The following is a 26,113-nucleotide window of genomic DNA, read 5'->3' on the forward strand; positions in this document are numbered from 1 at the left end:
CGCCGGGGCGTACCCCGGCGGCCGCACGCGGGGCGTGTCGTCATGCACAATCAGGCTGCTGACGGTCACGGTGCCCTGACTTGCCGAAAAGTCGTGCGTCCCGTTCCCGGGATGTGGCGCCGCGTCAGCACCCAGGGAACCGGACCACAGGCGCAAATCAGAGCTGGAACTCCGCGGGGTTCACTCCCAGCGCCGCGCAGGCCTCCCGGATGATCATCTGCTCGGCCTGGGAGAAGTCTCCGTCGGCGCCCGCGATGACCATGCCGGTCTGGATCACGGCCCTCGCCTCGGTCGGCTTCTTGGCAGCCTTGGCGATGTCCTGCATCGCCTCGGCCTTGCCGTGCGGGAAGTTGTGGGTCAGCTGGTCCACGTGCTTGTTGAAGCGCTGGCGCAACTGCTCCGGCGGGAAGTTCTGCAGCACGTCATTGCTGAGGATCATCGACTCGACGTGCTGCCGCTCGGCCGGGTCCACATGCCCGTCGGCTGCCGCGACCAGTGCGCACATCGCCATGCTCGCGTCCCGGTACGCCCCGCTCTTCAGCTCGGTCTTGAGGGAGCCGAGTTGCGTCTTCAGTACGCTGACCAGCTGGGCGCGTGAACCACCGCCGGACCCCGTGCCGCGGCTCCGTCCGCCGGTCGCGCCGTGCCCGCCCTGGGACTGCTGCAGAGTCCTGGCCTGGTCCTTGAGCCGGTCAAACAATGCCATGGATGTCACCTCGGTAGTTGAGTCATCGGTCGCAAACCCGCTCGCGCGCGCTCAAAGGACCAACGGCCGCCGCTGGGCAAAGGTTCCGCAAAGTGCGCCGTCCCTGCCCTCGTCCGGTGTTCCGTCCGCCACAGAGCCCAGAGCCCAGAGCCCGGAGCGCGCCTCAGCCGCCCAGGCTCTCCTAGCGGTTGGTCAGGTTGGAGAGCTCGAAGTGAACTGAGGCGGGCATGGGGGATACGGAGTGGTCATGTCCCGAGAGCGAATACCTGACGGGGGATCACGTCCGAGGACTCGATGCGGGCGTGGGCGGAGGTGGGTTCATCCCTTCGGTGAGCCGTCGTGGGCGGCGTGGGCGTCGTGGCCGTCGTGGGCCGGCTCGGGGCGGTGGATGCCGCGAGGGCGGTAGCCGAGGGCGTCGGAGCGGCCCAGCAGGTCGGCGAGGAGCCAGGTGATCGCCAGCCACATCTCGGTGCCCTGGAGCCCTGGTTCAGGGCCCGGCCCGGAGGTCACCGGGCCGAAGCCGAAGCCCCGGCCGTCCTGCCAGCGCGGCAGGGCGGCGGCCAGTTGGCCCTCGGCCCAGGCACGTATCTCAGCCGAGCGGTAGCCGCCGTCGCCGGCGCCTCCGCCCAACTGCCGGGTGCACAGCCACAGCGGATGGGCGACGTCCAGCACATTGCAGGCGTTCTCCTGCCCCGCGCCGAAGTAGCGGACGTCGCGGGCGTGGTCCAGGACCGCGTCCACGGCCCGCCGCGGGTGCGGCACCGGCAGCCCGAACTGTGCGAACGAGCCGCGCGTCAGCCGGTAGTAGCCGTTGACGACCTGTAGCCGCCCGGCCGCGGCTGAGGGTCTGCCCCACAGGCCGGTCCACGGGTCCGCCCGGGTCAGCAGCCAGCCGAACAAGGTCTCCAGGCTGCCCGGTCGGGTGCCGTCGCCGTTCGCGTACCGCAGGTTCCAGTGGGCGGCCGTGGCCCACGTGTCGATCCACGCCCCGGCTCCCCACGCGCCGTCACGCCACGGCAGGCCCTCCAGACGCGCGACGAGTTGGCTCGCCGTCATCTCCCTTACGCCGCGCACCGGATGCGGGAAGGAGGAGCCCAGCAGATCGAGGGCGTAGCCGACGGACAGGACGTGGTAGAGCGCGGCGCCCTCGCCGAGGAAGCCGTCGTCGTCCGGCGCGGGCGGCGGTTCGTCGAACTCGGGCACCAGACCGGTGTCCGGGTCCTGCAGGGAGGCCAGGCGCCGGACGTGCTCGCCCGTGTCGAGCTGTTCGGGAGCGGTGCCCAGGAGCAGGTCGGCGATCTCCACGGCATCGCAGTGCGCCCGCACCGTGGGCGCGGTCCCGGGCCGGTCGGCGTACCGCTCGCCGTCCCAGCATCGGCCGAGGACGTCGGCTGCCTGCGCGCGGACGGTCTCGGCGAACCGGGCCAGAACATCGCCTCCGCGTCCCGGGCGGGCCGCGGAGGTCGCCTTGGCGTCCCGCCGGTCGCGGACCGGCCGTGCCGGGTTTCCGGCGGCCACCGTCCACGCCGGCAGGTCCTTGGTGACCACCGCCCCCGCGCCGATCACGCAGTGGTCGCCGATGGTCACGCCGTCCATGACGACCACGTGCGACCCGATCCATACGTCGTCCCCGACGGTGATCCCGCGGCTGGTGTGCGGCTGCTGGAAGACCGGCCGGTCGGGTGCCATGGAGTGGTTGAAGCCGAGCAGTGAGGTGTGCGCGCCGATCCGCACCCCCTTCCCCAGCGCGACGGCGCCTCGCACGACCGTGAACGGGTTGAGCGTGCAGTCGGTGCCGGTGGTCAACTCTCCGGTGACATAGGCGTGGGCGGCGATGTACGAGTCGTCCCCGAGCCGTAGTCGATCCGGGAACACCGCCGCCGACTGGGCGACGTAACACCGCTCACCCATCTCGCTGTCCCCGCCGACCGACCGCTGCCGCTCCCGCTGCGCGACGCGCTGTTCCTCCGTCGCCTCCTCCGCGAAGAGCCAGGGGCAGTGATCGAAGTGCTCTACTGACAATTCCTGTCGAAGACCCATGGGCCGCACAGTAAGCAGCGGGATGCCCGTGGCGAAGACGGGCACTTGGGTCAAGGCCTGCCTGAATGCGGAGGACCATCTTTCAGTTGCCGTGATTTCGGGTGCAGTCGGCCCGGACTACGTGATCGTTGATGGATTGCCGGCCGGCCCTGCGGGGCGGATGCCGGTCATGACCGCATGATCACTGGGGGAAGAATGACCCGTCCGAGCAAGCCCGCCCTGACCCGACGCACTGTGCTCGGCGGTACCGCGGCGGCCGGAGCCGGCGCGGCGCTGGCGTCCGGCAGCGCCGCCGCAGCGGATTCCAGCGGCCGCCGCCGCCCGCTGGACCAGGCCGCGATCGACGCTGTCGCCGCGCGGCTCGACAGCGATCTGATCGCGCTGCGGCGTGATCTGCACCAGCATCCCGAGACGACGGGGCAGGAGTTCCGCACCGCCGCTGAGGTGGCCGACCGGCTCCGTGCCGCCGGGCTTGCGGTGACCACCCGCGTGGGCGGCAACGGAGTCGTCGCCGTACTCAAGGGGGCACGCCCCGGACGTACGGTCGCCTACCGGGCCGACATGGACGCGGTGCCGCCGGAGGGGATCGTCACGGGAGGCACCGAGGCGGCCCACGTCTGCGGGCATGACATCCACACCACGGTGGGTGTCGGCGTCGCGCAGGTGCTGGCGCGGCTGAGGCACCGGCTCAGCGGGAGGGTGGTCTTCTTCTTCCAGCCCGGTGAGGAGGCCCTTGTGGGCGCTCGCGCGATGATCGACGCCGGTGTGCTGGAGCGGACCCGCCCCGAGGAGATCCACGCGCTGCACTGCGGCCCGTTTCCGGTGGGGCAGTTCGCCGTGACACCGGGCAGCGGACTCCCGGGCCAGGACCGTGCCGTGATCACGCTGACGGGGCCGGACACGACCGAGTCGGCGCGGCGGCTGGCCGCCGAGATCGGTGGGCTCGCCACGGTGGCACCCCCGCAGACGCCCGCGGACCTGGAGCGGATGGTCGCGGCGGTGCAGACGCCGGACGGTCCGCTGGCCCGGTTCGTCGTCGCCCGCGCCAGGGCGAAGGAGGCCGACGCCGAAGGCAGGGCCGAGGTGCAGGTGTCGTACCGGTGCTGGCCCGAGGAGCGGTACGTCGAGGTGCGCGAGGAGATCCGCCGACTGGCGAAGCCGTACGCAGGGGCCCTGGTGAGTTTCCCCGCTGATCCGTTCCCGGCCATGGTCTGTCCGCAGAAGGAGGCGCACGCCTTGGCGCGGCACCTGCGCCGGGTGCTCGGCCCCGGCGGAGTGACGGTGCTGCACGCGGCGTTCCCCTTCAACGGCGAGGACTTCGCGCTGTTCCTCGACCGCCTCCCCGGCACCTACACCTTCCTCGGCGTCCGGGCCCCTGGCGCCGGCATCACGAGCAGCTACCCGCACTATGGCGACTTCGACCCTGATGAGCGGGCCATCGGAGTGGGTGTCCGTGCGATGTCGGGCTGGCTCGCCGCGCGCGCCCGTGCGTGACCGACCTGACGGCGATCCGGCACTGACTCTTTCCGATGGAAGGTGATCAAGGCGGGCCATGCCGGACGGGGCTTGCGTGGCGGTGGCGACCGTCGCATAGTCCGAGGTATGGACGCGCGCGAGACGGCGCTCCGACAGGCCTATGACCATGCTGTTCGCTGGCTGGCGAGCCTGTCCGATCGACGGGTTCCCGCCGGCGCTTCGGTCGACGAGATCGTGCGCGCCCTCGGTGTCGAACTGCCCGACGGTCCGAGCGCGCCCGCGGACGTCGTCGACCTGCTGGTCACGGCCTGCGAGCCGGGGCTCACCGCGTTTCCCAGTGGCCGCTTCTACGGGTTCGTGGTCGGTGGCACTGAGCCGGCCGCGCTGGCCGCGGACTGGCTGGTCAGTGCCTGGGACCAGAACTGCGTGATGCGCGCCGTCTCGCCCGCGTACACGGCGGCGGAAGACATCGCGAGCGCGTGGTTGCTCGATCTGCTCGGCCTGCCGAGTGACAGCGCCGTCGGCTTCACCACAGGTGCCACGATGGCGAACTTCACCTGCCTCGCCGCAGGGCGCGACGCGGTGCTGCGGCGCACCGGCTGGGACGTCGGCCGCGATGGACTCGCAGGTGGGCCGGCGGTGCGCGTCATCGTCGGCGAGGACCGCCACATGGCCATCGACCTGGCGCTGCGCTACCTGGGGCTCGGCAGGCCCGAACTGGTGAGGGCGGACGATCAAGGACGCATCGAGCCCGAGGCATTGCGACGCACCCTGGCGGCCGGCGGGCAGAGGCCCACGCTCGTGATCCTCCAGGCCGGAGACATCCACTCCGGCGCGTTCGATCCCTTCGTCGAGACGATCGGTGCGGCTCGCGAGGCGGAAGCATGGGTGCACATCGACGGCGCCTTCGGACTGTGGGCGGCGGCCTCCCCGATCCACGCACACCTGACGGCGGGCTGCGCGGACGCCGATTCCTGGGCGACGGATGCCCACAAGACCCTGAACGTCCCTTACGACTGCGGCCTCGCCATCGTGCGCGACCCCTTCGCGGTGCGGGCAGCGATGGGCCTGCAAGGCGACTACCTCATCCAGGACGAACACGGCGACCCCGTCGACAAGGTCCCCGAGCTCTCCCGGCGCGGCAGAGCCTTCACCGTGTGGGCCGCACTCAGGTCCCTCGGCCGGTCGGGTGTGGCCGATCTCGTCGAGCGGCTGTGCCGACACGCCTCCGCGTTCGCCAACGGCATCGCCGAGATCGACGGCGCGACAGTTCTCAACGACGTGGTGTTCACCCAGGTCTGCGCCGAGTTCGGCAACGATGAAGGCACGGAACAGGTACTCACCCGGCTGCTCGACGATGGCACGGCGTGGATCAGCGGCTCCACCTGGCACGGCCGGCGCGTCATGCGGATCTCGGTGAGCAACTGGTCGACGACCGACGACGACGTGACGCGCACGCTCGACGCGATCCGGCGCGCAGCGATCAGCGCCTGATACGGGAAGCGTGGGCGGCCTCCTCGGCGACGGCGTCGAGACACCCGTGTTTACGGCCGTGACCGCGGCGCCCAGCTACAAGTGACGATCTGGCCGCCGTTGTCCCTGAATTGTGGGCAGGGCCCCCAGCGGTACCCGGATGCGGGAGCGCATCGCTCGCCGACGTCGGGCGATCGACACGGTCCCGCCGTGGCGGCCGCCCGGGCGCGTGCTACCGGTCGTGCAGGATCTCGGGCCGCGTCACGGGCACGATGGTGATCAAGTCGTCGAGGCCCTTGAAGTCGTCGGGGTTGGTGGTGAAGAGGGGTAGTTCCTCGGCGGCCGCGATGGCGGCGATCATCAGGTCGGCCACACGGCGACGGGGCTTGCGGCCTGCGGAGACGACGGCGGCGCAGACTCTGCCGTAGATGCGGGCCGCTTCCACGTCGAAGGGGATGGGGTCGAATTCGTTCTCGGCGCGCTGCAGGACGTCCATGCGGCGGGCCCGCTCGGCGTGTTCGTCGTAGTCGCTGTGCTCGTCGCTGCCGCGTACCTGGTGGGGGCCCGCAGAAAGTTCCGCGAGGGTGATGGTGCTGATGGCCATCTCGGCGGGCAGCTCGTCGACGTCGATCCACTTGCGCAGGATCATGATGTTGGTATCGAGCAGGCCCTGCTCGTGCTCAACGGGCATACGGGTCGTCCAACTCCTGCTCGACGACGGCGTCCTGGTCGTCGCGGAAGGCGTCCAACGAGATGTCAGGGGCGGTGCGTGACATGGTCGCGAACTCGGCACGGGGAACGAAGCGGCGACGGCGGCGGAGCGGGATCAGCTCACCGACACGGTGCCCGTCGCGTGTGACGGTGAACGCCTGTCCTGCCTGGACAGCGTCCATGATCTCTTTGGAGCGGGTGCGCAGATCGCGCTGGGTGATCTCGGGCTGCGCTGTCATGGTGCCCACGATAGCGAAGTGTGCTACCCGGTGCTACGTCGTGCTTCGGGTGTGGAGTCGCTGGCGGAAGTCGTTTCGCCACGCCGCAAAGGCGCCTGCTCCAAGAGCGATGTGCATCCGGACATGAAAGAGCCCCCCACGCGTTTCCGCAGGTGAGAGGCTTTGGGCGCCCCCGGCAGGACTCGAACCTGCGGCCAAGCGCTTAGAAGGCGCCTGCTCTATCCACTGAGCTACGGGGGCCGGGTGTGGTGGCCTGTGGCACTGATGCCCGGGTGTGGGCGGATCCGTGACCTCGCCGGGGACAAGGATAGGGCTCCCGGGTCCTTGTCCCTGGTGCTTCGCCTCCGTGGCTCAATGTGGAGGTTCGGTGAAGCGGTCCCGATAATCGCAGGCAGGTGCGAATCGTGCATCGCTTTTGGCGTCTCACGCCCCGGGTGTTGTGCACTCGTTATGCCTGCGCCCCAGTCGTCCCTTCCGCCCCGTGTGTCTGATCGGCGCGCAGACATGCCCATATGCTTCAGAAAGCATCCAAAATTGGGCATTCTTCGCATGTGGTGACCTTGGACGTACGGCCTCAGCTGCTCGATGCACTCTCCGCCCTGCGCGACCGCGTCGCCGCCGCACGCTTTCCGCTGCCCCTGGTGGGGGCTCCACGCGCGCGTGCCAACCGCGACGAACTGCTCGCGCAGCTAGACGACTATTTGGTGCCCCGGTTGAAGGATCCCGAAGCGCCGTTGCTCGCCGTCGTCGGGGGGTCCACCGGCGCCGGGAAGTCGACGCTCGTCAACTCCCTCGTGGGGCGGCGCGTCAGCGAGGCGGGGGTGCTGCGGCCCACGACACGCACTCCGGTGCTGGTATGCCATCCGGAGGATCATCACTGGTTCAGCGGTATGCGCGTACTGCCCGCCCTCAAGCGCGCGTGGGCGCCTCAACGGGGGACCGGGGACAACGTGTTCCTGCCGGGCGAGGAAAAAGGCTCGCGCGTGCTGCGTATCGAGACCGTCGACACTCTCCCGCGCGGACTCGCTCTCCTCGACGCGCCCGACGTCGACTCCCTGGTCGCCGACAACCGGGTGCTCGCCGCCGAGCTGATCTGCGCGGCCGACATCTGGGTCATGGTTACCACGGCCGCGCGGTACGCCGACGCCGTGCCCTGGCATCTGCTGCGCACCGCCAAGGAGCACGACGTCACACTGGTCACCGTCCTCGACCGGGTACCGCACCAGGTGGTGACCGAGGTGTCTCGGCAGTACGGCGCCCTGCTCACCAAGGCGGGGCTCGGCGAGGTGCCCCGCTTCACCGTGCCCGAGCTGCCCGAGTCCGCATGGGGTGGGGGGCTGCTTCCGGCCACCGCGGTGGCGGAATTGCGCGAGTGGCTCACCTATCTGGCGCAGGAGCCCGGGGCCCGGCAGCAGGCGATGGCGCGTACGGCATACGGGGTGCTCAACTCGCTGAAGTCGCGGATGCCCGAGCTGGCCAGCGCCGCGGCCGCCCAGTACGCCGCAGCGCTGCGGCTCACAGCGGCCGTCGACGGGGCGTACGACAGCGAGCACACGCGCGTGCGGAACCGTTTGCAGGCCGGGGCCGTGCTCGCCGGAGACGCCCTGAAGCGGTGGCGCAGCTATCCGCTGGACTGCACCGCCGGCGAACTGCTCGACGCGCTCGTCGAGAGCCTGGCCGCGCTGCTGCTGTGTGCGGTCACCGCTGCCGACGAGCGGGTCGACGAGGCCTGGCGGCGCGAACCTGCGGCACGCGCGCCTGGCCTGATGGACCGTGACCCGTCGCTGGAGGGCGCCGAACACCGGATCGGGATGACCGTACGACGGTGGCGGCGGGTCCTCGAGGAATACGCGGAGGAAGAGCTGCGCCCCTTCGACAAGGGCTCCGCGCCGGACGCCGAGGTGGTGGCCGCGCTGGTCGCCACCGCGCTCCTGGGCGGCCGCAGAGCGCGGTCCGCGGGCGAGGGCCTCGCCGAGCGGATCGGCGCGCACCGTGCCCTGCGGCTGCGCGACCAGGGCGGCCGGCTGCTCACCGAGTACCTCGGCCAGGCCCTGCGCACCGAACGAGACCGGCGGCTCGCCCCGCTCGACGCCCTCGACGTACAACCGGAACCCCAGGCCGAACTCATCGCCGCGCTGTCCGTACTGCAGAAGGAGAGGTGACCGCGGTGACTGCCGTCACGGACCACTGGGATCACTCGGATCACACCGGAGACAACGAGGGACGTGGAGAGCGCGGGAGACACGAGGGACGCGGAGAACGCGAGGGACGTGAGGGGCGCGAGGGGCGGGGAGAACCCGGGGGGCATCAGGGACCCGGAGGACGTGAGGGACGCGGGGGACGCCGGGGTCGCGGCGACGGTGAGCACGCGCGCGTGGAGGACGACGGGGGCGGGGCCGACGACGCATCCGCCGACGCGGATTCCGAGACCGCCTGGGACGACGGGCTGATCGCGCGGCGCGTGTCCGAGACGGCGGAGGGGCAGGCCGTGCCGGAAAAAGTCGTGGACACCAAGCCACCGGCGGTGACGCCTCTCGCGTACGACGGGTCGCTACGGTCCCGTCTCGACGCCCTGCGCGAACTGGTGGGGCTGTCCCGGACCCGGCTCGACAGCAAGACGCTCGCCGAAGCGGGCCGGGTCCTCGACGAGGCTGCGGCGCGGCGCCGGCTCTCCGGGCAGCACACCGTCGTCGCCATCGCCGGGGCCACCGGCAGCGGGAAGTCACAGCTCTTCAACGCGCTCGCCGGCGTGGCCATTTCGGAGACCGGAGTACGCAGACCGACCACCGCCGCGCCCATCGCGTGCAGCTGGAGCGACGGCGCGGCGAGCCTCATCGACCGGATCGGCATCCCGGGGCGGCTGCGGCGACGCCCCTTGCAGAGCCCGGAGGCCGAGGCACAGTTGGGCGGGCTCGTCCTCATCGACCTGCCCGACCACGACTCCGCGGCCGTCCAGCACCGCGAGCACGTGGACCGCATCCTGGCGCTCGTCGACGCCGTCATCTGGGTCGTCGATCCGGAGAAGTACGCCGACGCCGTGCTGCACGAGCGCTACCTGCGGCCCATGGCGGGGCACGCCGAGGTCATCTTCGTGGTCCTCAACCAGGTCGACCGGCTGCCCGGAGAGGCCGCCGACCAGGTCCTCGACGACCTCAGGCGACTGCTCGACGAGGACGGGATCGCGCTCGGTGAGTACGGCGAACCGGGCGCGAGCGTGCTCGCGCTGTCCGCCCTCACCGGGGACGGCGTCGGGGAACTGCGCGAGGCGCTCGGCCACTTCGTGGCCAGGCGGGCAGCCGCGACACGCCGGATCTCCGCCGACCTGGACGCGGCGGCGGCGCGACTGTGGCCCGTCTACGCGACCGAGCGCCGGACCGGGCTCAGCGAGGAGGCACGGGAAGAGTTCGCCGACCGGCTCGCGGACGCGGTGGGCGCCACGGCCGCGGGTGAGGCCGCCGAGCGCGCCTGGCTCCGCAACGCCAACCGCGCGTGCGGCACGCCCTGGTTGCGGCTGTGGCGCTGGTGCCAGGACCGTTACGACCTCATGCCCGGGCGCCTCCCCGTACGGACGCAGGCAGACGAGGAGGCCACGGCGCGTCAGCGCGTCGAGCAGGCGGTGCGCACGGTGGTCGAGCAGGCCGCCGGCGGGCTGCCCACGCCCTGGGCGCAGGCGGTGCGGGAGGCAGCCGTACGAGGAGCGCAGGGGCTGCCCGAGGAGCTGGACGAGCTGGCGGCACGGGTCGGTTCTCCGGCCGGACGACCACCGCGCCCCGGCTGGTGGCCGGCCGCCGTACTGGCGCAGGCGTCCATGACGATCTTCCAAGTCATCGGTGGGCTCTGGCTGTTGGGGCAGATCATCGGCTTCATGTCGCCCAATCTCGGGGTGCCGGTGCTGCTGATGGCGATCGGCATCGTGGGCGGGCCGTGTGTCGAGTGGGCCTGCAAACTGGCGGCGCGCGGGCCGGCACGGAGGTACGGGCAGGAGGCGGAACAGCGATTGCGGGAGGCGGCAGCGAGCTGCGGCCGGGCCAATGTGCTGGATCCGGTGGCGGCTGAGCTGCTGCGCTATCAGGAGGTACGGGAGCAGTACGCACGGGTCACGGGGGTCGGGGCTTCGGTGGGATGAAAGGGGGCGGGCCCGATTCGGTGGGATGAGGGGGCCGGGTCCGCTTGGGTGTTTGAGGGGAGGCCGGCTCCGCTTCGATGAGGCATCGCTCCTCGATCGGGTGACGGAGTTGTCCACAACTGGGCGGTGGCCCACAGCGCTCAGCGGGCTCGGGCCGACGGAGGCAGTCTGAGATCGCGGCGATCGCACCGCGGTCGCGGCGACAGACGCAGCCGTGCGGGACGGGCCCGTACGCATGTGGGCACGGGAGGGGTTCGAGATGAACGAGACGATGGTGTGTGTGGTGGGGAACGTCGCTACGCAGCCGGTGTACCGGGAGACGGCGACGGGAGCGTCGGCGAGGTTTCGGCTGGCGGTGACGCAGCGGTACTGGGACCGCGAGAAGAACGGCTGGACGGACGGGCACACCAATTTCTTCACGGTGTGGACCAAGCGGGCGCTGGCGACGAATGTCCAGGCCTCCGTGACGCTGGGCGATCCGGTAGTCGTGCAGGGCCGGTTGAAGGTCCGCTCCGAGCAGCGGGACGGGCAGTCATGGACGTACGCGGACATCGAGGCGTCCGCGCTCGGCCACGATCTGTCGCGCGGCACCGCGGCGTTCCGGCGGGCCTCCAAGGGGGAGGCGGCGTCGGCCGCGACATCCCGGCCGGAGCCCAACTGGGAGACGGGGACGGGAGCACGCCCGGATGCGGCGGCCCAACAGCAGCCGGAGCCGGCATTGGTGACATGACGACAAATGTCGTTGCTGTGCCGATAGGCCCCGCTCGCATCCGATCGGCGATAACGATTCCGAGTCGGATCGGTTATCCGATGGGATCACTGGGGAATGCGGTGCGACCCCGTCCCTAGGATGCCGGGCATAGCTCTTGTGGCTTGTGATTCTGCTGGTGGGACCGTAACCCCCCACGTCAACGGGTCCTGCTCGAAGGGAAATTCGTGCTTTTTTCGTTCTCTGCGCTGTCCGCGCGCGGGCGGGGCACTGCCCGCCTCGCCGTGGCGGCGCTGGTGTCCGGGCTCGTCGTGGTGAGTGCGATAACCACCGCGGGTACGGCCACCGCCGACGAGATCCCGCAGAACCATGGCGGCGCGACCGCCACCGTAGGTGACCTCAAGACGTCCGGGCCCGCTGTCATCCACGACAACGGCGTGGACAGGCAGGTGTCCGCGGGGCTGTTCGAGATGTTCGTCGACGACGGCGGCACTCTGCAGACCTACTGCGTCGACATCAACAGCCCGACGCAGAAGGACGCCAAGTACCAGGAGACGTCCTGGAGCGGTACGTCGCTGAACGGCAACCCCGACGCGGGCAAGATTCGCTGGATCCTGCAGAACTCCTATCCGCAGGTGAACGACCTCGCGGCGCTGGCCGGGAAGGCGGGCGCGAGCGGCCTCACCGAGCAGGACGCGGCGGTCGGCACGCAGGTGGCGATCTGGCGCTACTCGGACGACGTCGACGTGGATGCGGTGAACCCGCGAGCGGAGAAGCTCGCCGACTATCTGCAGAAGCATGCGCGGAACGTGGCGGAGCCGGAGGCCTCGCTGACCCTCGATCCGCCCGCGCTCTCCGGGCACGACGGTGAGATGCTCGGCCCCGTGACGGTGCACACCAACGCGGACAGCGTGAGCGTGACACCGACCGCCGACGATGCCAGCGGGGTGAAGGTCGTCGGCGAGGACGGCAAGGTCATCACGTCCGCGGTCAACGGCAGCCGGCTGTTCTTCGACGTGCCCGAAGGCGCCGCGGACGGCTCGGCCGCGCTGACGGTGCAGGCCTCGACCACCGTCCCGGTCGGCCGGGCCTTCGCCTCCGAGAGCAGGAGCCAGACGCAGATCCTCGCGGGCTCCAGCGAGTCGACGGTCTCCGCGACGGCGTCCGCGTCCTGGGCCGGGAAGGGCGCCATACCCGCGCTGTCGGCCGAGAAGAACTGCGCCAAGGGTGGCGTGGACATCACGGGGGTCAATCAGGGCGACGAGCCGTTCACCTTCGAGTTGATGGGGATCGAGCGCACCATCGAGGCGCGCGCGACGCAGACGGTGACGATCCCGTTGCAGGAGGATCAGGCGTACGACTTCACGATCAAGGGGCCGAACGGATACGAGGAGCGCTTCAAGGGCGTGCTCGACTGCAGGACGCAGAGCAGCGCCGGCGGCGAGAGCACCCAGACGCTGAGCGAGCCGAGCCCGGCCTCGGCGGGCGGTACCTCCACCGCCACCGGGGGCGTCGATCTCGCGGAGACCGGCTCCTCCAACGCCACCCCGGTGATAGCCGGGATCGCGATCGCCCTGCTCGCGATCGGCGGCGCCGCGGTGCTCCTGGTCCGCAAGCAGAAGACGCCGACGCGGGACTGACGGGTACGCACCTACTCGCCGCCGGCGCTCGGTGGTTGCCCGACCTGACCCCGGGCACGGGCGATCACTGAGCCACACCGGCCAGCAGCCAGCGCCGCACGGGAACTTCGAGCAGAACGCGGTCTCCGCCCTTTCGGCGCGGGGCGGAGACATCCCACCCGTACTTCGCGGCGAAGGCGCCCGTGATCCTCTCCGGGAACGGGCCACGGTGCAGCACCGCCTCCCCTTCGGCCACGACAGGAAACCGGCCGTCTTCCAACGTCAGGGAGACCCGCGAGAACTTCTCGACATTGCGGACCTTGACCGAACCTCCGTCCGCGCCGACCCACCAACTGCCCTGGAGGAAGACGAACCAGACCGGCGTCACATGGGGGGACCCGTCCGGACGCACGGTGCACAGCCAGGCGTTCTTCTCCTGGGCCAGACGATCGCGGACAGCGGGCCCGGGCGGAGACAGCGGGGACAGCGGGGACGGGGGAGGCACGGGATCACTCATGCATCCATCTCACCCGCATCCCCGCCGCGGCGCCTCGGTCCGATGGCCCGGGACACATAGGGATTGCGCCCTACTCCGATGGGACCAGGCCATGTCGCAGAGGTTCAGGTCCCTCGCAGGGAGGCAGTTGGCTCACGGATAAGTGCTGTAGGGACGCGGGGCCTGTGGGGCGGGTTTGTTTGCCTGGACTACGCCGTAGGTCACCGAAGTCGCCACGGCTACCAATACGATTCCCGCGACCTTCTGGATGAATCCGTTCTTGATGGACCTCACGCCAAAGCCGAGGAGAACGACGAAGCCAACGGCCAGCAGAGCCATGAGTATTGAAGAAGCGGACATCGAATTACTCCCCCGATTGGATAACTCGCGTGCCGGTGCTAACGCTTCTCCTGGATCAAGGCATTGTCAATCGCGCAGAAGCCGCCTCGGAAGCGGGAGTCGCGGCAGTGGCGCAGCTCGGTGCCGGCTGGTCGTGGAGCATTTAACATTCAGCCGGCGAAGTCGATCAGCATCACGGCGACACAGAGAATGAGAAGCACGCCGGAGCAGATGGCGATCGTCAGGGACGTTCTGCCGCTGGTCATCTGGTCGGGGGTCGTGACGTTGGTCAGATCTTGCGGATCGTAGATCACTTCCAAGGAGCCACCGATCGAGGCAGGCGGCCACTGGAACGGGCCGACACTCGTCCGCAGATCGCCCGCCTCCGTGGTGAAGCGCACGAGGAGAAACGTCTGCCCGTTGTCGTTCCGCGAATTCTCGCATCTCGCACTGGTACGTATCCCGCGCTTGCGTAGCAGTCGGCCCCGCTTGTTTATGACTGCCGAAAGAATCAAGAAAAACGTTGCTATTACGGCAACCGGAATAGCCGGAGCGCCCATCACCCACCTCCACAAGCCGAGCATGTTGCCAGACGTTCCAGTGCGATCGTAAGTGGTCAGAGTGATGATGATGCGGCCGCGGGTGGTCAGTTGTGGCTGTACGGCAGTAAAAGACAGCAACTGCCGCGACCGGAGCCGACCACGCGCGACCATGAGCCATCGCTTCCAAGTGAGGGGAGCTATGGGCCCTTACGGGTGTCAGGCCGGCGGCGTGCGAAGAGAATTCCCCCCGAGCGTGCTCTCGGCTGAGCTGAGAGTCATCCGTGCCTCGACCGTGAAGCCGGCATCGTTGAGCCCGGCGGGGACTCGGCCGGGCCGCCGGCGTTGGACGTAGATCTTCGCCCGTCAGGCGTAGGTCCAGCGCCACGCGTTCGAGCTGTACGCGCACTTGATCTCGGCGCCGCTCGCGGTGGTCGTAACGGCCCCGTGGTCGCTGTTGCGGCAGAACTGTCCCGCCGCGTAACAGTTCCCCGAGTTGGAGACGATCGAGCATGTGCCGACGCTGTCCTCGCTACCGCTGTTGGTGTCGGCGGCCTGGGCGGCGGCGGTCTCGGTGACGGTGACCGTGGGACGGGGCTTCGCCTTGGCTTTGACGGTCGCGGTGACAGTCGGACCGGGCTCGGGCGTGGCCGTCACGGTCGCGGTAATGGTCGTTGCGGGCTTGACTCTGGCCTCGACGGGCTGCTGTCCGCCGTTCCCAGGGGCGGCGATGAGCGCGCCCGCTATGAACAGGCCCGAGCTGCCGAGCCACACGCGCTTGCGCTTACGAAGTGGGCGGGTGTCGGGCGGGCGTGGCGCCGGCGGCATGGGTGTGGTGTTCGGGTCGGTCATCTGGTCCCCCCAGGTGTTTCGGGTGGAGTGAACGTAGTGCCCGGCAGGACTAGATGTGGAGGATGTGTGGAAGAGGTGACTGTTCTGTGACTGAGTGTCGATGCGGCTGGGTCTGGCGCGCTCGTTTGCTTTTGCACCCCTGCTGGAGCGGGCGGAGCATGAAGGGAAGGAGGCAGTCTTCTGTGCGTGCGGTGCGCCGAAGGAGATGGGGATCGTGGATCTCACCCTGCGCCCAGGTACTGCGAGCGATGCCGCGGAGTGCGGCAGGATCTGTTACGAGGCCTTCTCCGGAATCGCTCGTGAGCATGGCTTTCCGCCCGACATACCCAGTCCCGACGTGGGTGTCGCGCTGATCGAGATGGCGCTGACCCACCCGGGCTTCTACAGCGTCGTCGCCGAGCTCGACGGGCGCATCGTGGGAAGCAATTTTCTGGACGAACGCTCCCCGACCGTAGGGGTCGGCCCCGTCACCATCGATCCCGCTGTTCAGAACCGGGGTGTGGGCCGGCGGCTGATGCGGGATGTGATGGACCGGGCTGCCGAGCGCGGGGCGCCGGGAATCCGGTTGCTGCAGAGCGGGTATCACAACAGATCGTTTTCGCTGTACGTCAGCCTGGGATTCGTGTTCCGGGAGACTGTGGCCTGCATGCAGGGGCAGGCGATCCTGCGGGAGATTCCCGGACACACCGTCCGGGAAGCCACAGACGCGGACCTCCATGCCTGTAACGAGCTGTGCCGACGGGTCCACGGAGTCGACCGTGGCGGCGAGGTCGCCGATGCACTGAAACAGGGCACGGCCCGTGTCGTCGAGCGCGAAGGGAGCGTGACCGGATACGCCACAGACCTGGCGTTCTTCGCGCACGCCGTGGCCGAGACCACCCCAGACCTGCAGGCCCTGATCGCCTCGGCGCCCGCATTCGGCGGACCCGGCATCCTCGTGCCCGCAAGCAACAGTCCGCTGCTGCGGTGGTGTCTGGCGAGCCGTCTCAGTGTGGTGCAGCTGATGAGCCTGATGAGCACCGGTCTCTACAACGAGCCCGACGGCGCGTACCTGCCCTCGATTCTCTACTGATCCAGCGTCTGCGGAGTGATCGCCCCTGGGTCATCCCTGGGTCATCCCTGGGCCGTCTTTGGTTCGTACGAGGGCGCACGAGGGCACTCGACGGCGACCGACAGTGACAGGCGAGCCACCGTCGCCGGCAGTGAAACCCCAGGTCAGAGGCCCCCGGTCATACGGGTTTCCCCCCAGGGGTGGCGGTCGGGCAAGATGGGGTGTATTGCCCCCTGCCGATTTCAAGCGTCCCGGACGGTTTCTCTTGGCTGAGTACATTTACACCATGCGCAAGACGCGCAAGGCGCACGGCGACAAGGTGATTCTCGACGACGTCACCCTGAGCTTCCTGCCAGGAGCGAAGATCGGCGTGGTGGGGCCGAACGGCGCCGGCAAGTCGACCGTCCTCAAGATCATGGCTGGTCTCGAGCAGCCGTCGAACGGTGACGCGTTCCTGTCGCCCGGCTACAGCGTCGGCATGCTGTTGCAGGAGCCGCCGCTGGACGAGTCCAAGACAGTCTTGGAGAACGTGCAGGACGGCGCCGCCGAGATCATGGGCAAGCTCAAGCGCTTCAACGAGGTCGCCGAGCTCATGGCGACCGACTACTCGGACGCGCTCATGGAGGAGATGGGCAAGCTCCAGGACGACCTGGACCACGCCAACGCGTGGGACCTCGACGCCCAGCTGGAGCAGGCCATGGACGCGCTGGGCTGCCCGCCCGGTGACTGGCCGGTCACCAACCTCTCCGGTGGCGAGAAGCGCCGTGTCGCGCTGTGCAAGCTGCTGATCGAGGCCCCCGACCTCCTTCTCCTCGACGAGCCCACCAACCACCTGGACGCCGAGTCCGTGCAGTGGCTGGAGCAGCACCTCGCGAAGTACGCCGGCACCGTCGTCGCCGTCACCCACGACCGGTACTTCCTCGACAACGTCGCGGGCTGGATCCTGGAGCTCGACCGTGGCCGCGCCATCGGCTACGAGGGCAACTACTCCGTCTACCTGGAGAAGAAGCAGTCCCGCCTCAAGGTCGAGGGCCAGAAGGACGCCAAGCGCGCCAAGCGGCTCAAGGAAGAGCTGGAGTGGGTGCGGTCCAACGCCAAGGGGCGTCAGGCCAAGTCCAAGGCGCGTCTGTCCCGCTACGAGGAGATGGCCGCCGAGGCCGAGAAGATGCGGAAGCTGGACTTCGAGGAGATCCAGATCCCGCCGGGCCCGCGCCTGGGCAACGTGGTCGTCGAGATCGACAAGCTCAACAAGGCCTTCGGTGAGAAGGTCCTGATCGAGGACCTCTCCTTCACGCTGCCGCGGAACGGGATCGTCGGCATCATCGGCCCGAACGGTGCCGGTAAGACCACGCTCTTCAAGATGATCCAGGGGCTGGAGACACCGGACTCCGGCGACATCAAGGTCGGCGACACCGTCAAGATCTCCTACGTCGACCAGAGCCGCGAGAACATCGACCCCAAGAAGACGCTGTGGGCCGTCGTCTCGGACGAGCTCGACTACATCAACGTCGGGCAGGTCGAGATGCCGTCCCGGGCGTACGTCTCCGCCTTCGGCTTCAAGGGCCCGGACCAGCAGAAGCCGGCCGGAGTCCTCTCCGGCGGTGAGCGCAACCGGCTGAACCTCGCGCTCACCCTCAAGCAGGGCGGCAACCTGCTGCTCCTCGACGAGCCGACCAACGACCTGGACGTCGAGACGCTGTCGTCGCTGGAGAACGCGCTGCTGGACTTCCCGGGCTGCGCCGTGGTCGTCTCCCACGACCGGTGGTTCCTGGACCGGGTGGCCACGCACATCCTCGCGTACGAGGGCGAGTCCAAGTGGTTCTGGTTCGAGGGCAACTACGAGTCGTACGAGAAGAACAAGATCGAGCGGCTCGGGCCGGACGCCGCGCGTCCGCACCGCGCCACCTACAAGAAGCTGACCCGGGGCTGATCTTGCGGCACATCTACCGCTGCCCGCTGCGCTGGGCGGACATGGACGCGTACGGCCACATCAACAACGTGGTCTTCCTCCGCTATCTGGAGGAGGCGCGCATCGACTTCCTGTTCCGCCCGGACAAGGATTTCCAGCAGGGGTCCGTGGTGGCGCGCCATGAGATCGACTACAAGCAGCAGTTGGTGCACCGGCACACCCCGGTGGACGTCGAGCTGTGGGTCACACAGATCAGGGCGGCGTCGTTCACCGTCGCGTACGAGGTCAAGGACCCGGACCAGGTGTATGTCCGGGCCTCCACGGTGATCGTGCCGTTCGACTTCGAGGCGCAGCGGCCTCGCCGTATCACCGCCGAGGAGCGGGCCTTCCTCGAGGAGTACACGGACGACGAGGACGATCCGGCGGGGGCCGTAGCGGCATGACGGTCCTGCACCTCGCCGACGACGGGGAGGCGGCTGATCTCGCCGCTTTCCTCGCCCGGTTGATCCACTACGACCGTGCGGCCGCGGTGCGGCTGCAGGTGTCGGGGACGACGCTCGCGGTGTTCGGGCGACCGCCGTCGTTCGAGGTGCTCGCGATCCGCACGGCACGGCTCGCGAAGCCGTACGAGAACGGGCTCGACGTCTTGCTCGACGTGACCGTCTCGGCCGGTGAACTCCTGGAGTCCCTCGACGAGTCGGCCGCCACGGCCGTCGTCCCGGCCGCCGTCACCGGCCCGCCGTGGGCCGGGCTGCTGCCGCCCCGCGGTGGCTGGCGGCAGGAGCCGGGGCTGCCCGGACTGGACACGGTGCGGGCGATGGTGGCTGAGGCGGTCGCCGAATTCCGCTCCCGTATCGGAGAGTTGACGCCCGAGCGGCGTACCCGGCCGGAACTGGACCGGATCGGGCGGGAGATCTGGTCCCGGCCGATCGGTGACACCGCCCTGCCGGTGCGGGCGGCGCACGCGGCGCAGTCACTGGGCTTCCTGAGGCCCGCAGCACGCGCGACCGTGCCCGACGAGGCGGCATGGGCGCTGCTCTCGTCGGGCACGTGGCTCAGGCTGCGCACGCCGTACGGGTCGATCGCCGTACGCAGGGCGGGACTTGGGGCGTTGGACGTCAGCGTGCGCTGACCCCTCCCGCGACAGCGTGCGCTGCCCCCGGTGACAGCGTGCGCTGCCCCCCCCGCGACAGTGTGCGCCGACCCGCTACACGAGCGGCCAGAGCGCGGCCGTGAGGGCGAAGCCGATCGCACCCATCGTGGTCGTGAGGACGGTCCAGGTGCGCAGCCCGGAGGCCACATCGAGGCCTGCGAGCTTGGTGAACATCCAGTAGCCCGCGTCGTTGATGTGCGAGACGGCGAGGCCGCCCGCGCCCATCGCCAGGGCGACCAGGGAGAGTTGGCCGGTGGACAGGTCGGCACGCTGCAGGAGCGGGGTGAGGATGCCGGCCGTGGTGATCAGCGCCACCGTCGTCGAACCCTGAGCGGCGCGCAAGGCCAGGGCCATCAGGAAGGCGAGGAAGAGGGCGGGCAGGCCGGTGCGGTCCAGCACGTCGGCGATCGCGTCGCCGATGCCGCTCGCCACGAGCACCTTGCCGAAGACACCGCCCGCGCCCGCCACCAGGATCACCATCGCCACGGGCGGCAGGGCGGAGCCCATGACCTCGGCGATGCGTGCGCGGTCCCAGCCGCGGCGGCCGCCCAGGAAGTACGCGCACAGGGCGACGTCGATCAGCAGGGCCACCATCGGGGCGCCGAGGACGGTGAGGACGGCGCGGAGGGTGTTGCCTTCGGCGAGGAGGTTCTGGCCGAGGGTGCCGAGGAGGATCAGCAGGATCGGGGTGACGATCAGCGCCAGGACCATGCCGAAGGAGGGTGGGCGGACCTCGGGTGTGGCCGGCGCGGTGGGCTTGGTGAGCACGGCGGTGCCGTGGCCGTCGGCGCCGATCGCTCTCTGTGTGCTGCCGCCCGCCCCGCCTCTGCCCTCGGTGACGGCGTCCGGGAGGGGGCCCGGGACGGCGTCCGTTGCGCCCTCGCCGTAGACCTCGGCGTACACCGCCGGGTCCATCGGGTACTCGCGGCGGGTCATGCGGCGCGACACCAGGTAACCGAGCAGGACCACGACTGCCGTGAGCGGGATGCCGATGAGCAGCACCAGGCCCTGGTCGGCGCCGATCGCCTGGGTGACGGCGACCGCGCCGGGGTGCGGGGGCAGGAAGGCGTGCACGGTGAGCATCGCGGCGCCCATGGGCAGGGTGTAGACGAGCAGCGGCTTACGGGAGGCGCGGGCGACGCCGTACGCGATCGGCATCAGGATGATCAGGCCGACCTCGAAGAAGACCGGGATGCCCAGGACGAATCCGGCGACGGTGAGGGCGAGCGGGGTGCGCCGGGAGCCGAAGCGGTCGATGAGGGAGTGCGCGAACGCCTGGGCGCCGCCGGAGAGTTCGATGATCCGGCCGATCATCGCACCGAGGGCGATGATCGTCGCGATGTGGCCGAGCGTGGAACCCATGCCCGACTCGATCGTCTCCACCAGTTTGGCGGCCGGTACGCCCGCGGCGAGCGCGACGCCGACGGAGACGACGACCAGAGCGACGAAGGGCTGGACCTTGGCGCGCAGGATCAGCAGAAGGAGCGTGGAGACGCCGGCGAGGGCTATGAGGAGGAGGGTGGTGTGGCTCATCGGGCTTCTCCCTCTGGGGAGTTGTTCTCGGAGTGTGTCGGGGACGGGGTGTTCGTCGGGGAGGGGCTCTTCGGGGAGAGGACCTCGGGGGACGGGTCCTTGGGGGACGGGTCCTCGGGGGACGGGTCCTTCGGAGAGGAGCCCCTGGGGAAGAGGACCGTGACGACGGAGGAGTCGTCGTGGGCGGCCAGGCCGGCGCGTTCGCCGAGGAGGTAGAGCTGTTCGGCTGCCGCGGCGAGGGGGACCGGGACGTGGGCGTCCTTGGCGATGCCGGTGACGATGCCCATGTCCTTCACGAAGATGTCGAGGCGGGACTTCACCTCGGGGTCCGGGCCGTCCTCGTACGCCTCGACCATGCGGGGGCCGCGGTCGGCGAACATGAAGGAGCCCGCGGCGCCGTGACGGAGGGTTTCCACGACCGTGGCGGGGTTCAGTCCCAGGCCGCGGGCGAGGGCGAGGGCCTCGGCGGCGGCCGCGATGTGGATGCCGGCGAGGAGTTGGTTGATCGCCTTGAGGGACTGGCCGTCGCCCGGGCGGGGGCCCACGACCGTCAGGGTGGAGGCAAGGAGTTCGAGGACCGGGCGGGCGAGGTCCAGCGCCTTGTCCGCGGCGCCCACGACGATCAGGAGGTCGCCGTTGCCGGCGCGTACGGGGCCGCCGCTCACCGGGGCGTCGACGGTGAGCACGCCCTGTTCCGCCAGGCGGGCGGCCGTGGTGCGGGCCGCGTCGGGACCGACCGTGCTGGTGAGGATGACCGTGGTACCGGGGCGGAGGCTTTCGGCCGCGCCGTGCCGGGCGAAGAGAGCGCCGTCCACTTGGGCCTGGTCCCGGACGGCGAGCAGGACGATGTCCGCGTCGCGGGCCGCCTCGGCGGGAGAGGTGGCGGCGTTGCCGCCCGCCTTGGTGACCAGGGCTCGGCGGTCTTCGGCTATGTCGTAGGCCGTGACCGGGAGGTGGGCGGCCAGACGGGTGGCCATGGGCAGGCCCATGGCGCCCAGGCCGATTACTGCGGTGTGGGGAGCGGTTGGCATGAGATGTCCTTGGGGAGGGGGACGGCTGGGACGGCTGCGGAGTCCGGCGACTCGTGGGCCTGAACTACGGCTGTTGTCAGGTCAGTTGGGTGATGACCCGGGTTGCTGCCTCGGTGACCGCGTCGCGGCCCGCTGCCCAGAGGCTCACCACGTCCGAGCCCGGCAGGGCGGAGGGGAGCCGGGTGATCATGGCCTCCAGATACGCGCGGCGGAGTTCCGCGTTGACGTTGACCTTGGCCACGCCTCGGGACAGGGCTCCGTGGAGTTCGGCGGTGGGGAGGCCGCTGGCGCCATGGAGGACGAGGGGGACGGGGACCGCCGTGTGGAGCGCGGACAGGCGGGCAAGGTCGAGGTGGACCTCGTGGGTGGTGAAGCCGTGGACGTTGCCCACCGCGACGGCCAGGGCGTCGACGTTGGTTTCGGCGACGAAGTCGGCGGCCTGGGCCGGGTCTGTCATCGCCGTGGTGGAGGCCTCGGCGTTCGTCGACACGTCCTCGTCGCCGGGCAGCGCGCCCAACTCGGCCTCCACCCAGGCCCCGTGGTCCCGGGCCCGGTGCACGGCCTCCTTCGTGAGCTTGACGTTCTCGGCGAAGGGGAGGTGGGAGCCGTCGACCATGACGGAGGTGTAGCCCGCTGCCAGGCAGCCGGTGATCTCGTCGAGGTCGCGGCTGTGGTCGAGGTGGACGCCGAGGCGGGCGGTCGAGCGGGCGGCCGCGTCGAGGGCGAGGCGCATCAGGGGTTCGGGGCCCGAATGCCGGAAGGCGCTCGAACCGGCCTGGATCAGCACCGGGCGCCCGGGAGCCGCTTCGGCCGCGGCGACGATGCCCTGGACGGTCTCCAGGTTGTACGCGACGAAGCCGGGGAGGGCGTACCCGTCGGCGTACGCCTCGGTGAGGGCCTTGAGGCCTTCGGAGCCGGTGAGCAGCATCAGGCGGCGCTCCTCAGCAGGGCCAGGGCGTCGGCGAGGGCGTCGTCGTCGCCGACGTTTCCGGCGAAGACGATGTACGGGATGCCGGCCGCCGGGCCGTCGACGGGCTGCCAGAGGGAGACGATGCCGGGGAGCAGGGTGCCGCGGGCCCAGGCGCGGCGGATCTCCATGCCGTGGGTCGCGGTGTCGCTGGAGGTGATGCCGCCCTTGGCGATGACGAAGGCGGGCCGGCGGGCGGAGTTGACGAGGCGGACCGCTTCGACGAGGGCGGCGGAGACACGGCGGGAGATGGCGAGGCTGGCGTCCGGATCCGTTCCGGTGACGACCTCGCGGGTGGTGCGGATGACGGCGTCGGAAGTCTCCAGGGCGGCCGCGGTGGCGGTGGCGGTCTCCTGGATGTGGGCGTCGCGGCGGGTGTCGTCGAGGAGTTGGGCGACGTCGAGTTCGTACTCGGCGAGGCTGCCCCGTTGTGCGCGCAGGCGGTCCAACTGGCGGGTGGTCAGGGAGACATGGGAGCCGACGACGATGAGGCCGTGGGGTACGTCGCCGCGCAGGGGGCGGAGTTCGGGGGCGGTGAGCGGAGGGTGGGCGGATTGCCCGGCTCGGGCGCGTACGAAGGAGGGGCCCACGCGGTAGAGGAGGCGGGCGCCCTTCTCCTCGGCCTCGGCGAGGGCCAGCGCGAGGACGCGGAGGTCGTCGTCGCAGACGGCGTCGACGACGGCGGTGGCGCCGTCGCGGAGGTCGGAGAGGAGGGCGGCGACATGCGTGGGACCGTGGGTGCGGAGGTCGGTGAGCGTGATGCGCAGGACCTTGTCGGCGGGGGTCCGGCCGGCGGTCTTCTCCTCGACCCAGTCGGGGAGGGCGGAGGAGCGGTAGCCGAAGGTGACGTCCTTGGCGAACTCGCTCTCGCCGACCGGGAGGAGGCCGTCCGCGGTGCGCATCCAGTGCGTGGACTCGACGGTGAGGCGGCCGGCCTCGATGTAGGCGGGGACGAGGACGACTCCGTCGGGCGTGCCGACGCCGAGGCTCGCCAACTCCTCGGCCAGTACGTCCGTTTCGAGGGGGAAGTGGCCGCGGAGCGTCGAGTCGCTCCGGGAGGCGATGGCGTAGGGGACGCCTTCGGCCTCGGAGGCCTCGTGCAGGGCGCGAACGATGTCGCGGTTCCGGGCGGCGGCGTCGGCGGGGGCGAGGCTGCGGGTGTTGGTGAGGACGAAGAAGGCGGTGCTGTTCTGGCGCAGGGCCCAGCGGAGGTCGTCGACGCTCCAGCTGGTGAGGACGGGGATGTCCTTGACGGTCTGGGTGCCGGTGGGGTCGTCGTCCAGGACGGCCAGACGAGGGGCGGACCGGATTCTCTCGGCGACCTCTGATGCCGGGACGGTTCGGGTGGGCGGGAGGTGGGAGAGGACCTCGTGCTCGGAGTGGGCATGACGGGGTAGGGACATGGCGGTTCCTGGGCCTGGGTGAGTGGGTGCGGGGTGTGGTTGGTGTGAGTGCTGCGGGGACGGGGGTTTGGCGTTTTTGAGGCGCCCGGAGGCACGGTTGCCCGCGGGCGCGGGCCGAGGGCCCTGAGGGCGCGCTTTGCGGCAGGCGGGGAGGGGAGCGCCTTCCGGCAGGCGGGGGCGCTTACTGGTGTGCCGAGGCGGTCGCGCTCACCGGTGTGCGGTCAACCGGCACGCGCGGGGTGTCGGGCAGCCCTCAGCTATGCGGACTGGTCCTTGATCACATGCGTGCGCAGGTCGTTCGCCGTCTGGTTCATATGGGCGTCCATCGCGCGCCGCGCCTTCTCCGGGTCGCCGGACTCCAGCGCGGCCAGGACCACTTCGTGGTGGGCGATCGCGTTGACGCGGATCTGGGGGATGGCGGAGGTCTCGCGGCGGCCCTCGGTCAGCAGCGGGCCGAAGGGCTCGAAGAGAAGGGGGACGAAAAGGTTGCCGGTCGCGCGCATCACCGTGGCGTGGAAGTCGATGTCCGCCTGCACGAACAGCTCCGTGTCGGCCGTGTCGGCCGCTTCGCGCATCGTCGCGAGGTGCTCGCGCAGTTCCGCGAGGTCCGCCTCGCTGCGGCGGACCGCGGCTAGTTCCGTCGCACCGTTCTCGATGAGGCGGCGGGCCTCGATGAGCCGCTCGGAGAGGGCGGTGTGCGAGGAGCGGGACGCGGCGCGGACCACGGGTTCCAGGGCGGTCCAGCGGTCCGGGGGGTTCACGTACGTGCCACGGCCGCGGACCACGCGTACGACGTTCTGGGCGCGCAGGTGTTTCACGGCCTCGCGCACGGTCAGGCGGCTCACGGACGCCTGCTCGGCGAGCTCGGCCTCCGGGGGGAGGGCCGCGTCCGGCAGATACGTACCGTCGATGATCGCGTTGAGCAGCTGCTCGGCGAGGTCTTCGGAGAGCGACATCGTTGAGCCTCCGGCGGGCGGTCTGGGGCGGGTGTTTGATCCAGAGTCTGACATCACGGGAACCCGAAGGTGATCTAGAGATCTGACGTCAGACATCTGATGTCTCGATGCGGGTAACCATGACACCACCCCCTGGGCCCGTCAATACCCGTGCGTGATTGCTGTTCGGTTACGGCGCAGGGTCACTCCGGATCAGACCTGGAGCCGGCACGCATCAGAACTGGAGCCTGGCCCGCGCGGTCGAGCATCAGTAGGCGCGAGGACCGCCGTGTGAGGGGCGTCAGCCTGCCGTGTTCACCATCGACGCCGCCGCGTACGTCAGGTAGTTCCACAGCGTGCGCTCGTGTTCCTCGGAGAGGCCGAGCTCGTCGACGGCGACCCGCATGTGCTTGAGCCAGGCGTCGTGCGCAGCGCGGTCGACGGTGAAGGGCGCGTGGCGCATCCGGAGCCGGGGGTGGCCGCGGTTGTCGCTGTAGGTGGTCGGGCCGCCCCAGTACTGCATCAGGAACAGCGTGAGGCGCTCCTCGGCCGGGCCCAGGTCCTCCTCGGGATACATGGGCCGCAGCAGCGGGTCCTCGGCGACCCCCTCGTAGAAACGGCGCACGAGGCGCCGGAAGGTCTCCTCGCCACCGACCTGTTCGTAGAAGGTCTGCTCCTGAAGTGTGCCGCGCCGAATCTCTTTCACCCGTCCATGGTCTCAGACGGGGGGACCGAGGACTCAAGGCTTAGGACCACCGGCATTCAAGCCCGGACAGGCGCGGTCAGGCCTGTTTCGGCGCTCGCCT

General features: G+C 70.1%; 23 protein-coding genes and 1 tRNA gene. 10 read left to right on the forward strand and 14 right to left on the reverse strand.

The genetic code is table 11. The annotated features are described in order from the left end of the window. Window positions 1-157 precede the first annotated feature (157 nt). Together FGD71_RS44880 and FGD71_RS44885 are read right to left on the reverse strand one after the other, a co-directional pair. Window positions 158-706 carry a tellurite resistance TerB family protein gene (locus tag FGD71_RS44880; RefSeq protein ID WP_119106384.1) on the reverse strand — a complete coding sequence of 183 codons (549 nt, stop codon included), beginning with the start codon at window positions 704-706 and terminating at the stop codon, window positions 158-160. A gap of 318 nt (window positions 707-1,024) precedes the next feature. Then, window positions 1,025-2,746, reverse strand: a complete 1,722-nt coding sequence (locus tag FGD71_RS44885) for an acyltransferase (protein WP_119106385.1) — start codon at window positions 2,744-2,746, stop codon at window positions 1,025-1,027. Window positions 2,747-2,941: 195 nt separating this feature from the next. Between FGD71_RS44885 and FGD71_RS44890 the strand changes: the two genes are divergently transcribed. Both FGD71_RS44890 and FGD71_RS44895 read left to right on the forward strand, forming a co-directional pair. Next, the gene (locus tag FGD71_RS44890; protein ID WP_119106386.1) at window positions 2,942-4,240 is read left to right on the forward strand and encodes a M20 metallopeptidase family protein; all 1,299 of its coding nucleotides are present in this window, start codon (window positions 2,942-2,944) and stop codon (window positions 4,238-4,240) included. 108 nt (window positions 4,241-4,348) lie between these two features. Beyond that, complete coding sequence (locus FGD71_RS44895) at window positions 4,349-5,716, forward strand: pyridoxal phosphate-dependent decarboxylase family protein (protein WP_119106387.1); 1,368 nt, start codon at window positions 4,349-4,351, stop codon at window positions 5,714-5,716. Window positions 5,717-5,927: 211 nt separating this feature from the next. Here the strand turns inward: FGD71_RS44895 and FGD71_RS44900 are convergent, their stop codons facing one another. From FGD71_RS44900 to FGD71_RS44910, 3 genes are all read right to left on the reverse strand, one after another. Further along, the gene (locus FGD71_RS44900) at window positions 5,928-6,386 is read right to left on the reverse strand and encodes a type II toxin-antitoxin system VapC family toxin (protein WP_119106388.1); all 459 of its coding nucleotides are present in this window, start codon (window positions 6,384-6,386) and stop codon (window positions 5,928-5,930) included. Beyond that, a complete protein-coding gene (locus FGD71_RS44905; protein WP_162931406.1) occupies window positions 6,376-6,645 on the reverse strand; it encodes a type II toxin-antitoxin system Phd/YefM family antitoxin in 270 nt (89 codons plus the stop codon). The genes FGD71_RS44900 and FGD71_RS44905 overlap by 11 nt, the downstream gene beginning before the upstream one ends. Before the next feature lie 167 nt (window positions 6,646-6,812). Next, window positions 6,813-6,885, reverse strand: a tRNA-Arg gene (locus tag FGD71_RS44910). 311 nt (window positions 6,886-7,196) lie between these two features. Here FGD71_RS44910 and FGD71_RS44915 point away from each other — a divergent pair. The 4 genes from FGD71_RS44915 (at window position 7,197) to FGD71_RS44930 (ending at window position 13,120) form a co-directional block, all read left to right on the forward strand. Next, complete coding sequence (locus tag FGD71_RS44915; protein WP_162931407.1) at window positions 7,197-8,807, forward strand: dynamin family protein; 1,611 nt, start codon at window positions 7,197-7,199, stop codon at window positions 8,805-8,807. 5 nt (window positions 8,808-8,812) lie between these two features. Continuing rightward, a complete protein-coding gene (locus tag FGD71_RS44920) occupies window positions 8,813-10,771 on the forward strand; it encodes a YfjP family GTPase (protein ID WP_119106426.1) in 1,959 nt (652 codons plus the stop codon). Between the two features lie 259 nt (window positions 10,772-11,030). Continuing rightward, window positions 11,031-11,501, forward strand: coding sequence for a single-stranded DNA-binding protein (locus tag FGD71_RS44925; protein ID WP_119106427.1), 471 nt, complete (start codon window positions 11,031-11,033; stop codon window positions 11,499-11,501). A 206-nt stretch (window positions 11,502-11,707) separates the two neighbouring features. Next, window positions 11,708-13,120: a Cys-Gln thioester bond-forming surface protein gene (locus FGD71_RS44930; RefSeq protein WP_119106391.1), complete on the forward strand. Its 1,413-nt coding sequence runs from the start codon at window positions 11,708-11,710 to the stop codon at window positions 13,118-13,120. A gap of 64 nt (window positions 13,121-13,184) precedes the next feature. On the opposite strand, the gene FGD71_RS44935 is transcribed toward FGD71_RS44930, so the two are convergent. From FGD71_RS44935 to FGD71_RS44945, 3 genes are all read right to left on the reverse strand, one after another. Continuing rightward, entirely contained in the window at window positions 13,185-13,616 is a 432-nt protein-coding gene (locus FGD71_RS44935) for a pyridoxamine 5'-phosphate oxidase family protein (RefSeq protein ID WP_119106392.1), read from the reverse strand. Between the two features lie 488 nt (window positions 13,617-14,104). Next, a complete protein-coding gene (locus tag FGD71_RS50355; RefSeq protein WP_119106393.1) occupies window positions 14,105-14,335 on the reverse strand; it encodes a hypothetical protein in 231 nt (76 codons plus the stop codon). A gap of 504 nt (window positions 14,336-14,839) precedes the next feature. Next, complete coding sequence (locus FGD71_RS44945; protein WP_119106394.1) at window positions 14,840-15,325, reverse strand: hypothetical protein; 486 nt, start codon at window positions 15,323-15,325, stop codon at window positions 14,840-14,842. A 205-nt stretch (window positions 15,326-15,530) separates the two neighbouring features. On the opposite strand from FGD71_RS44945, the gene FGD71_RS44950 reads away from it, so the two are divergent. From FGD71_RS44950 to FGD71_RS44965, 4 genes are all read left to right on the forward strand, one after another. Continuing rightward, entirely contained in the window at window positions 15,531-16,397 is an 867-nt protein-coding gene (locus tag FGD71_RS44950; protein ID WP_119106395.1) for a GNAT family N-acetyltransferase, read from the forward strand. Between the two features lie 244 nt (window positions 16,398-16,641). Further along, complete coding sequence (gene ettA, locus FGD71_RS44955; RefSeq protein WP_119106396.1) at window positions 16,642-18,306, forward strand: energy-dependent translational throttle protein EttA; 1,665 nt, start codon at window positions 16,642-16,644, stop codon at window positions 18,304-18,306. A 2-nt stretch (window positions 18,307-18,308) separates the two neighbouring features. Then, window positions 18,309-18,728, forward strand: coding sequence for an acyl-CoA thioesterase (locus FGD71_RS44960; protein WP_119106397.1), 420 nt, complete (start codon window positions 18,309-18,311; stop codon window positions 18,726-18,728). Beyond that, window positions 18,725-19,417 (forward strand): DUF8185 domain-containing protein, encoded by a 693-nt coding sequence (locus FGD71_RS44965; RefSeq protein ID WP_119106398.1) that lies wholly within the window; start codon window positions 18,725-18,727, stop codon window positions 19,415-19,417. The genes FGD71_RS44960 and FGD71_RS44965 overlap by 4 nt, the downstream gene beginning before the upstream one ends. A gap of 75 nt (window positions 19,418-19,492) precedes the next feature. Here the strand turns inward: FGD71_RS44965 and FGD71_RS44970 are convergent, their stop codons facing one another. From FGD71_RS44970 to FGD71_RS44995, 6 genes are all read right to left on the reverse strand, one after another. Further along, entirely contained in the window at window positions 19,493-20,971 is a 1,479-nt protein-coding gene (locus FGD71_RS44970) for a GntT/GntP/DsdX family permease (protein ID WP_119106399.1), read from the reverse strand. Further along, a complete protein-coding gene (locus FGD71_RS44975) occupies window positions 20,968-22,002 on the reverse strand; it encodes an NAD(P)-dependent oxidoreductase (RefSeq protein WP_119106400.1) in 1,035 nt (344 codons plus the stop codon). The genes FGD71_RS44970 and FGD71_RS44975 overlap by 4 nt, the downstream gene beginning before the upstream one ends. A gap of 76 nt (window positions 22,003-22,078) precedes the next feature. Beyond that, the gene (locus tag FGD71_RS44980; RefSeq protein WP_119106401.1) at window positions 22,079-22,930 is read right to left on the reverse strand and encodes a class II fructose-bisphosphate aldolase; all 852 of its coding nucleotides are present in this window, start codon (window positions 22,928-22,930) and stop codon (window positions 22,079-22,081) included. Beyond that, window positions 22,930-24,372: a four-carbon acid sugar kinase family protein gene (locus tag FGD71_RS44985; RefSeq protein ID WP_119106402.1), complete on the reverse strand. Its 1,443-nt coding sequence runs from the start codon at window positions 24,370-24,372 to the stop codon at window positions 22,930-22,932. Before FGD71_RS44985 ends, FGD71_RS44980 begins: the two co-directional genes overlap by 1 nt. Before the next feature lie 257 nt (window positions 24,373-24,629). Next, entirely contained in the window at window positions 24,630-25,328 is a 699-nt protein-coding gene (locus FGD71_RS44990; protein ID WP_119106403.1) for a FadR/GntR family transcriptional regulator, read from the reverse strand. Window positions 25,329-25,608: 280 nt separating this feature from the next. Continuing rightward, entirely contained in the window at window positions 25,609-26,013 is a 405-nt protein-coding gene (locus FGD71_RS44995; RefSeq protein WP_119106404.1) for a globin, read from the reverse strand. Window positions 26,014-26,113 lie beyond the last annotated feature (100 nt).

This window comes from Streptomyces sporangiiformans (assembly GCF_005768555.2).
GTDB classification, from domain to species: domain Bacteria; phylum Actinomycetota; class Actinomycetes; order Streptomycetales; family Streptomycetaceae; genus Streptomyces; species Streptomyces sporangiiformans.

Coding starts and splice junctions, on each gene's coding strand:
- FGD71_RS44880 (WP_119106384.1), bottom strand. CDS start 706: ATGGCATTGTTTGACCGGCTCAAGGACCAGGCCAGGACTCTGCAGCAG.
- FGD71_RS44885 (WP_119106385.1), bottom strand. CDS start 2,746: ATGGGTCTTCGACAGGAATTGTCAGTAGAGCACTTCGATCACTGCCCC.
- FGD71_RS44890 (WP_119106386.1), top strand. CDS start 2,942: ATGACCCGTCCGAGCAAGCCCGCCCTGACCCGACGCACTGTGCTCGGC.
- FGD71_RS44895 (WP_119106387.1), top strand. CDS start 4,349: ATGGACGCGCGCGAGACGGCGCTCCGACAGGCCTATGACCATGCTGTT.
- FGD71_RS44900 (WP_119106388.1), bottom strand. CDS start 6,386: ATGCCCGTTGAGCACGAGCAGGGCCTGCTCGATACCAACATCATGATC.
- FGD71_RS44905 (WP_162931406.1), bottom strand. CDS start 6,645: ATGACAGCGCAGCCCGAGATCACCCAGCGCGATCTGCGCACCCGCTCC.
- FGD71_RS44925 (WP_119106427.1), top strand. CDS start 11,031: ATGAACGAGACGATGGTGTGTGTGGTGGGGAACGTCGCTACGCAGCCG.
- FGD71_RS44935 (WP_119106392.1), bottom strand. CDS start 13,616: ATGAGTGATCCCGTGCCTCCCCCGTCCCCGCTGTCCCCGCTGTCTCCG.
- FGD71_RS44945 (WP_119106394.1), bottom strand. CDS start 15,325: ATGACCGACCCGAACACCACACCCATGCCGCCGGCGCCACGCCCGCCC.
- FGD71_RS44950 (WP_119106395.1), top strand. CDS start 15,531: ATGGGGATCGTGGATCTCACCCTGCGCCCAGGTACTGCGAGCGATGCC.
- FGD71_RS44965 (WP_119106398.1), top strand. CDS start 18,725: ATGACGGTCCTGCACCTCGCCGACGACGGGGAGGCGGCTGATCTCGCC.
- FGD71_RS44970 (WP_119106399.1), bottom strand. CDS start 20,971: ATGAGCCACACCACCCTCCTCCTCATAGCCCTCGCCGGCGTCTCCACG.
- FGD71_RS44975 (WP_119106400.1), bottom strand. CDS start 22,002: ATGCCAACCGCTCCCCACACCGCAGTAATCGGCCTGGGCGCCATGGGC.
- FGD71_RS44980 (WP_119106401.1), bottom strand. CDS start 22,930: ATGCTGCTCACCGGCTCCGAAGGCCTCAAGGCCCTCACCGAGGCGTAC.
- FGD71_RS44985 (WP_119106402.1), bottom strand. CDS start 24,372: ATGTCCCTACCCCGTCATGCCCACTCCGAGCACGAGGTCCTCTCCCAC.
- FGD71_RS44990 (WP_119106403.1), bottom strand. CDS start 25,328: ATGTCGCTCTCCGAAGACCTCGCCGAGCAGCTGCTCAACGCGATCATC.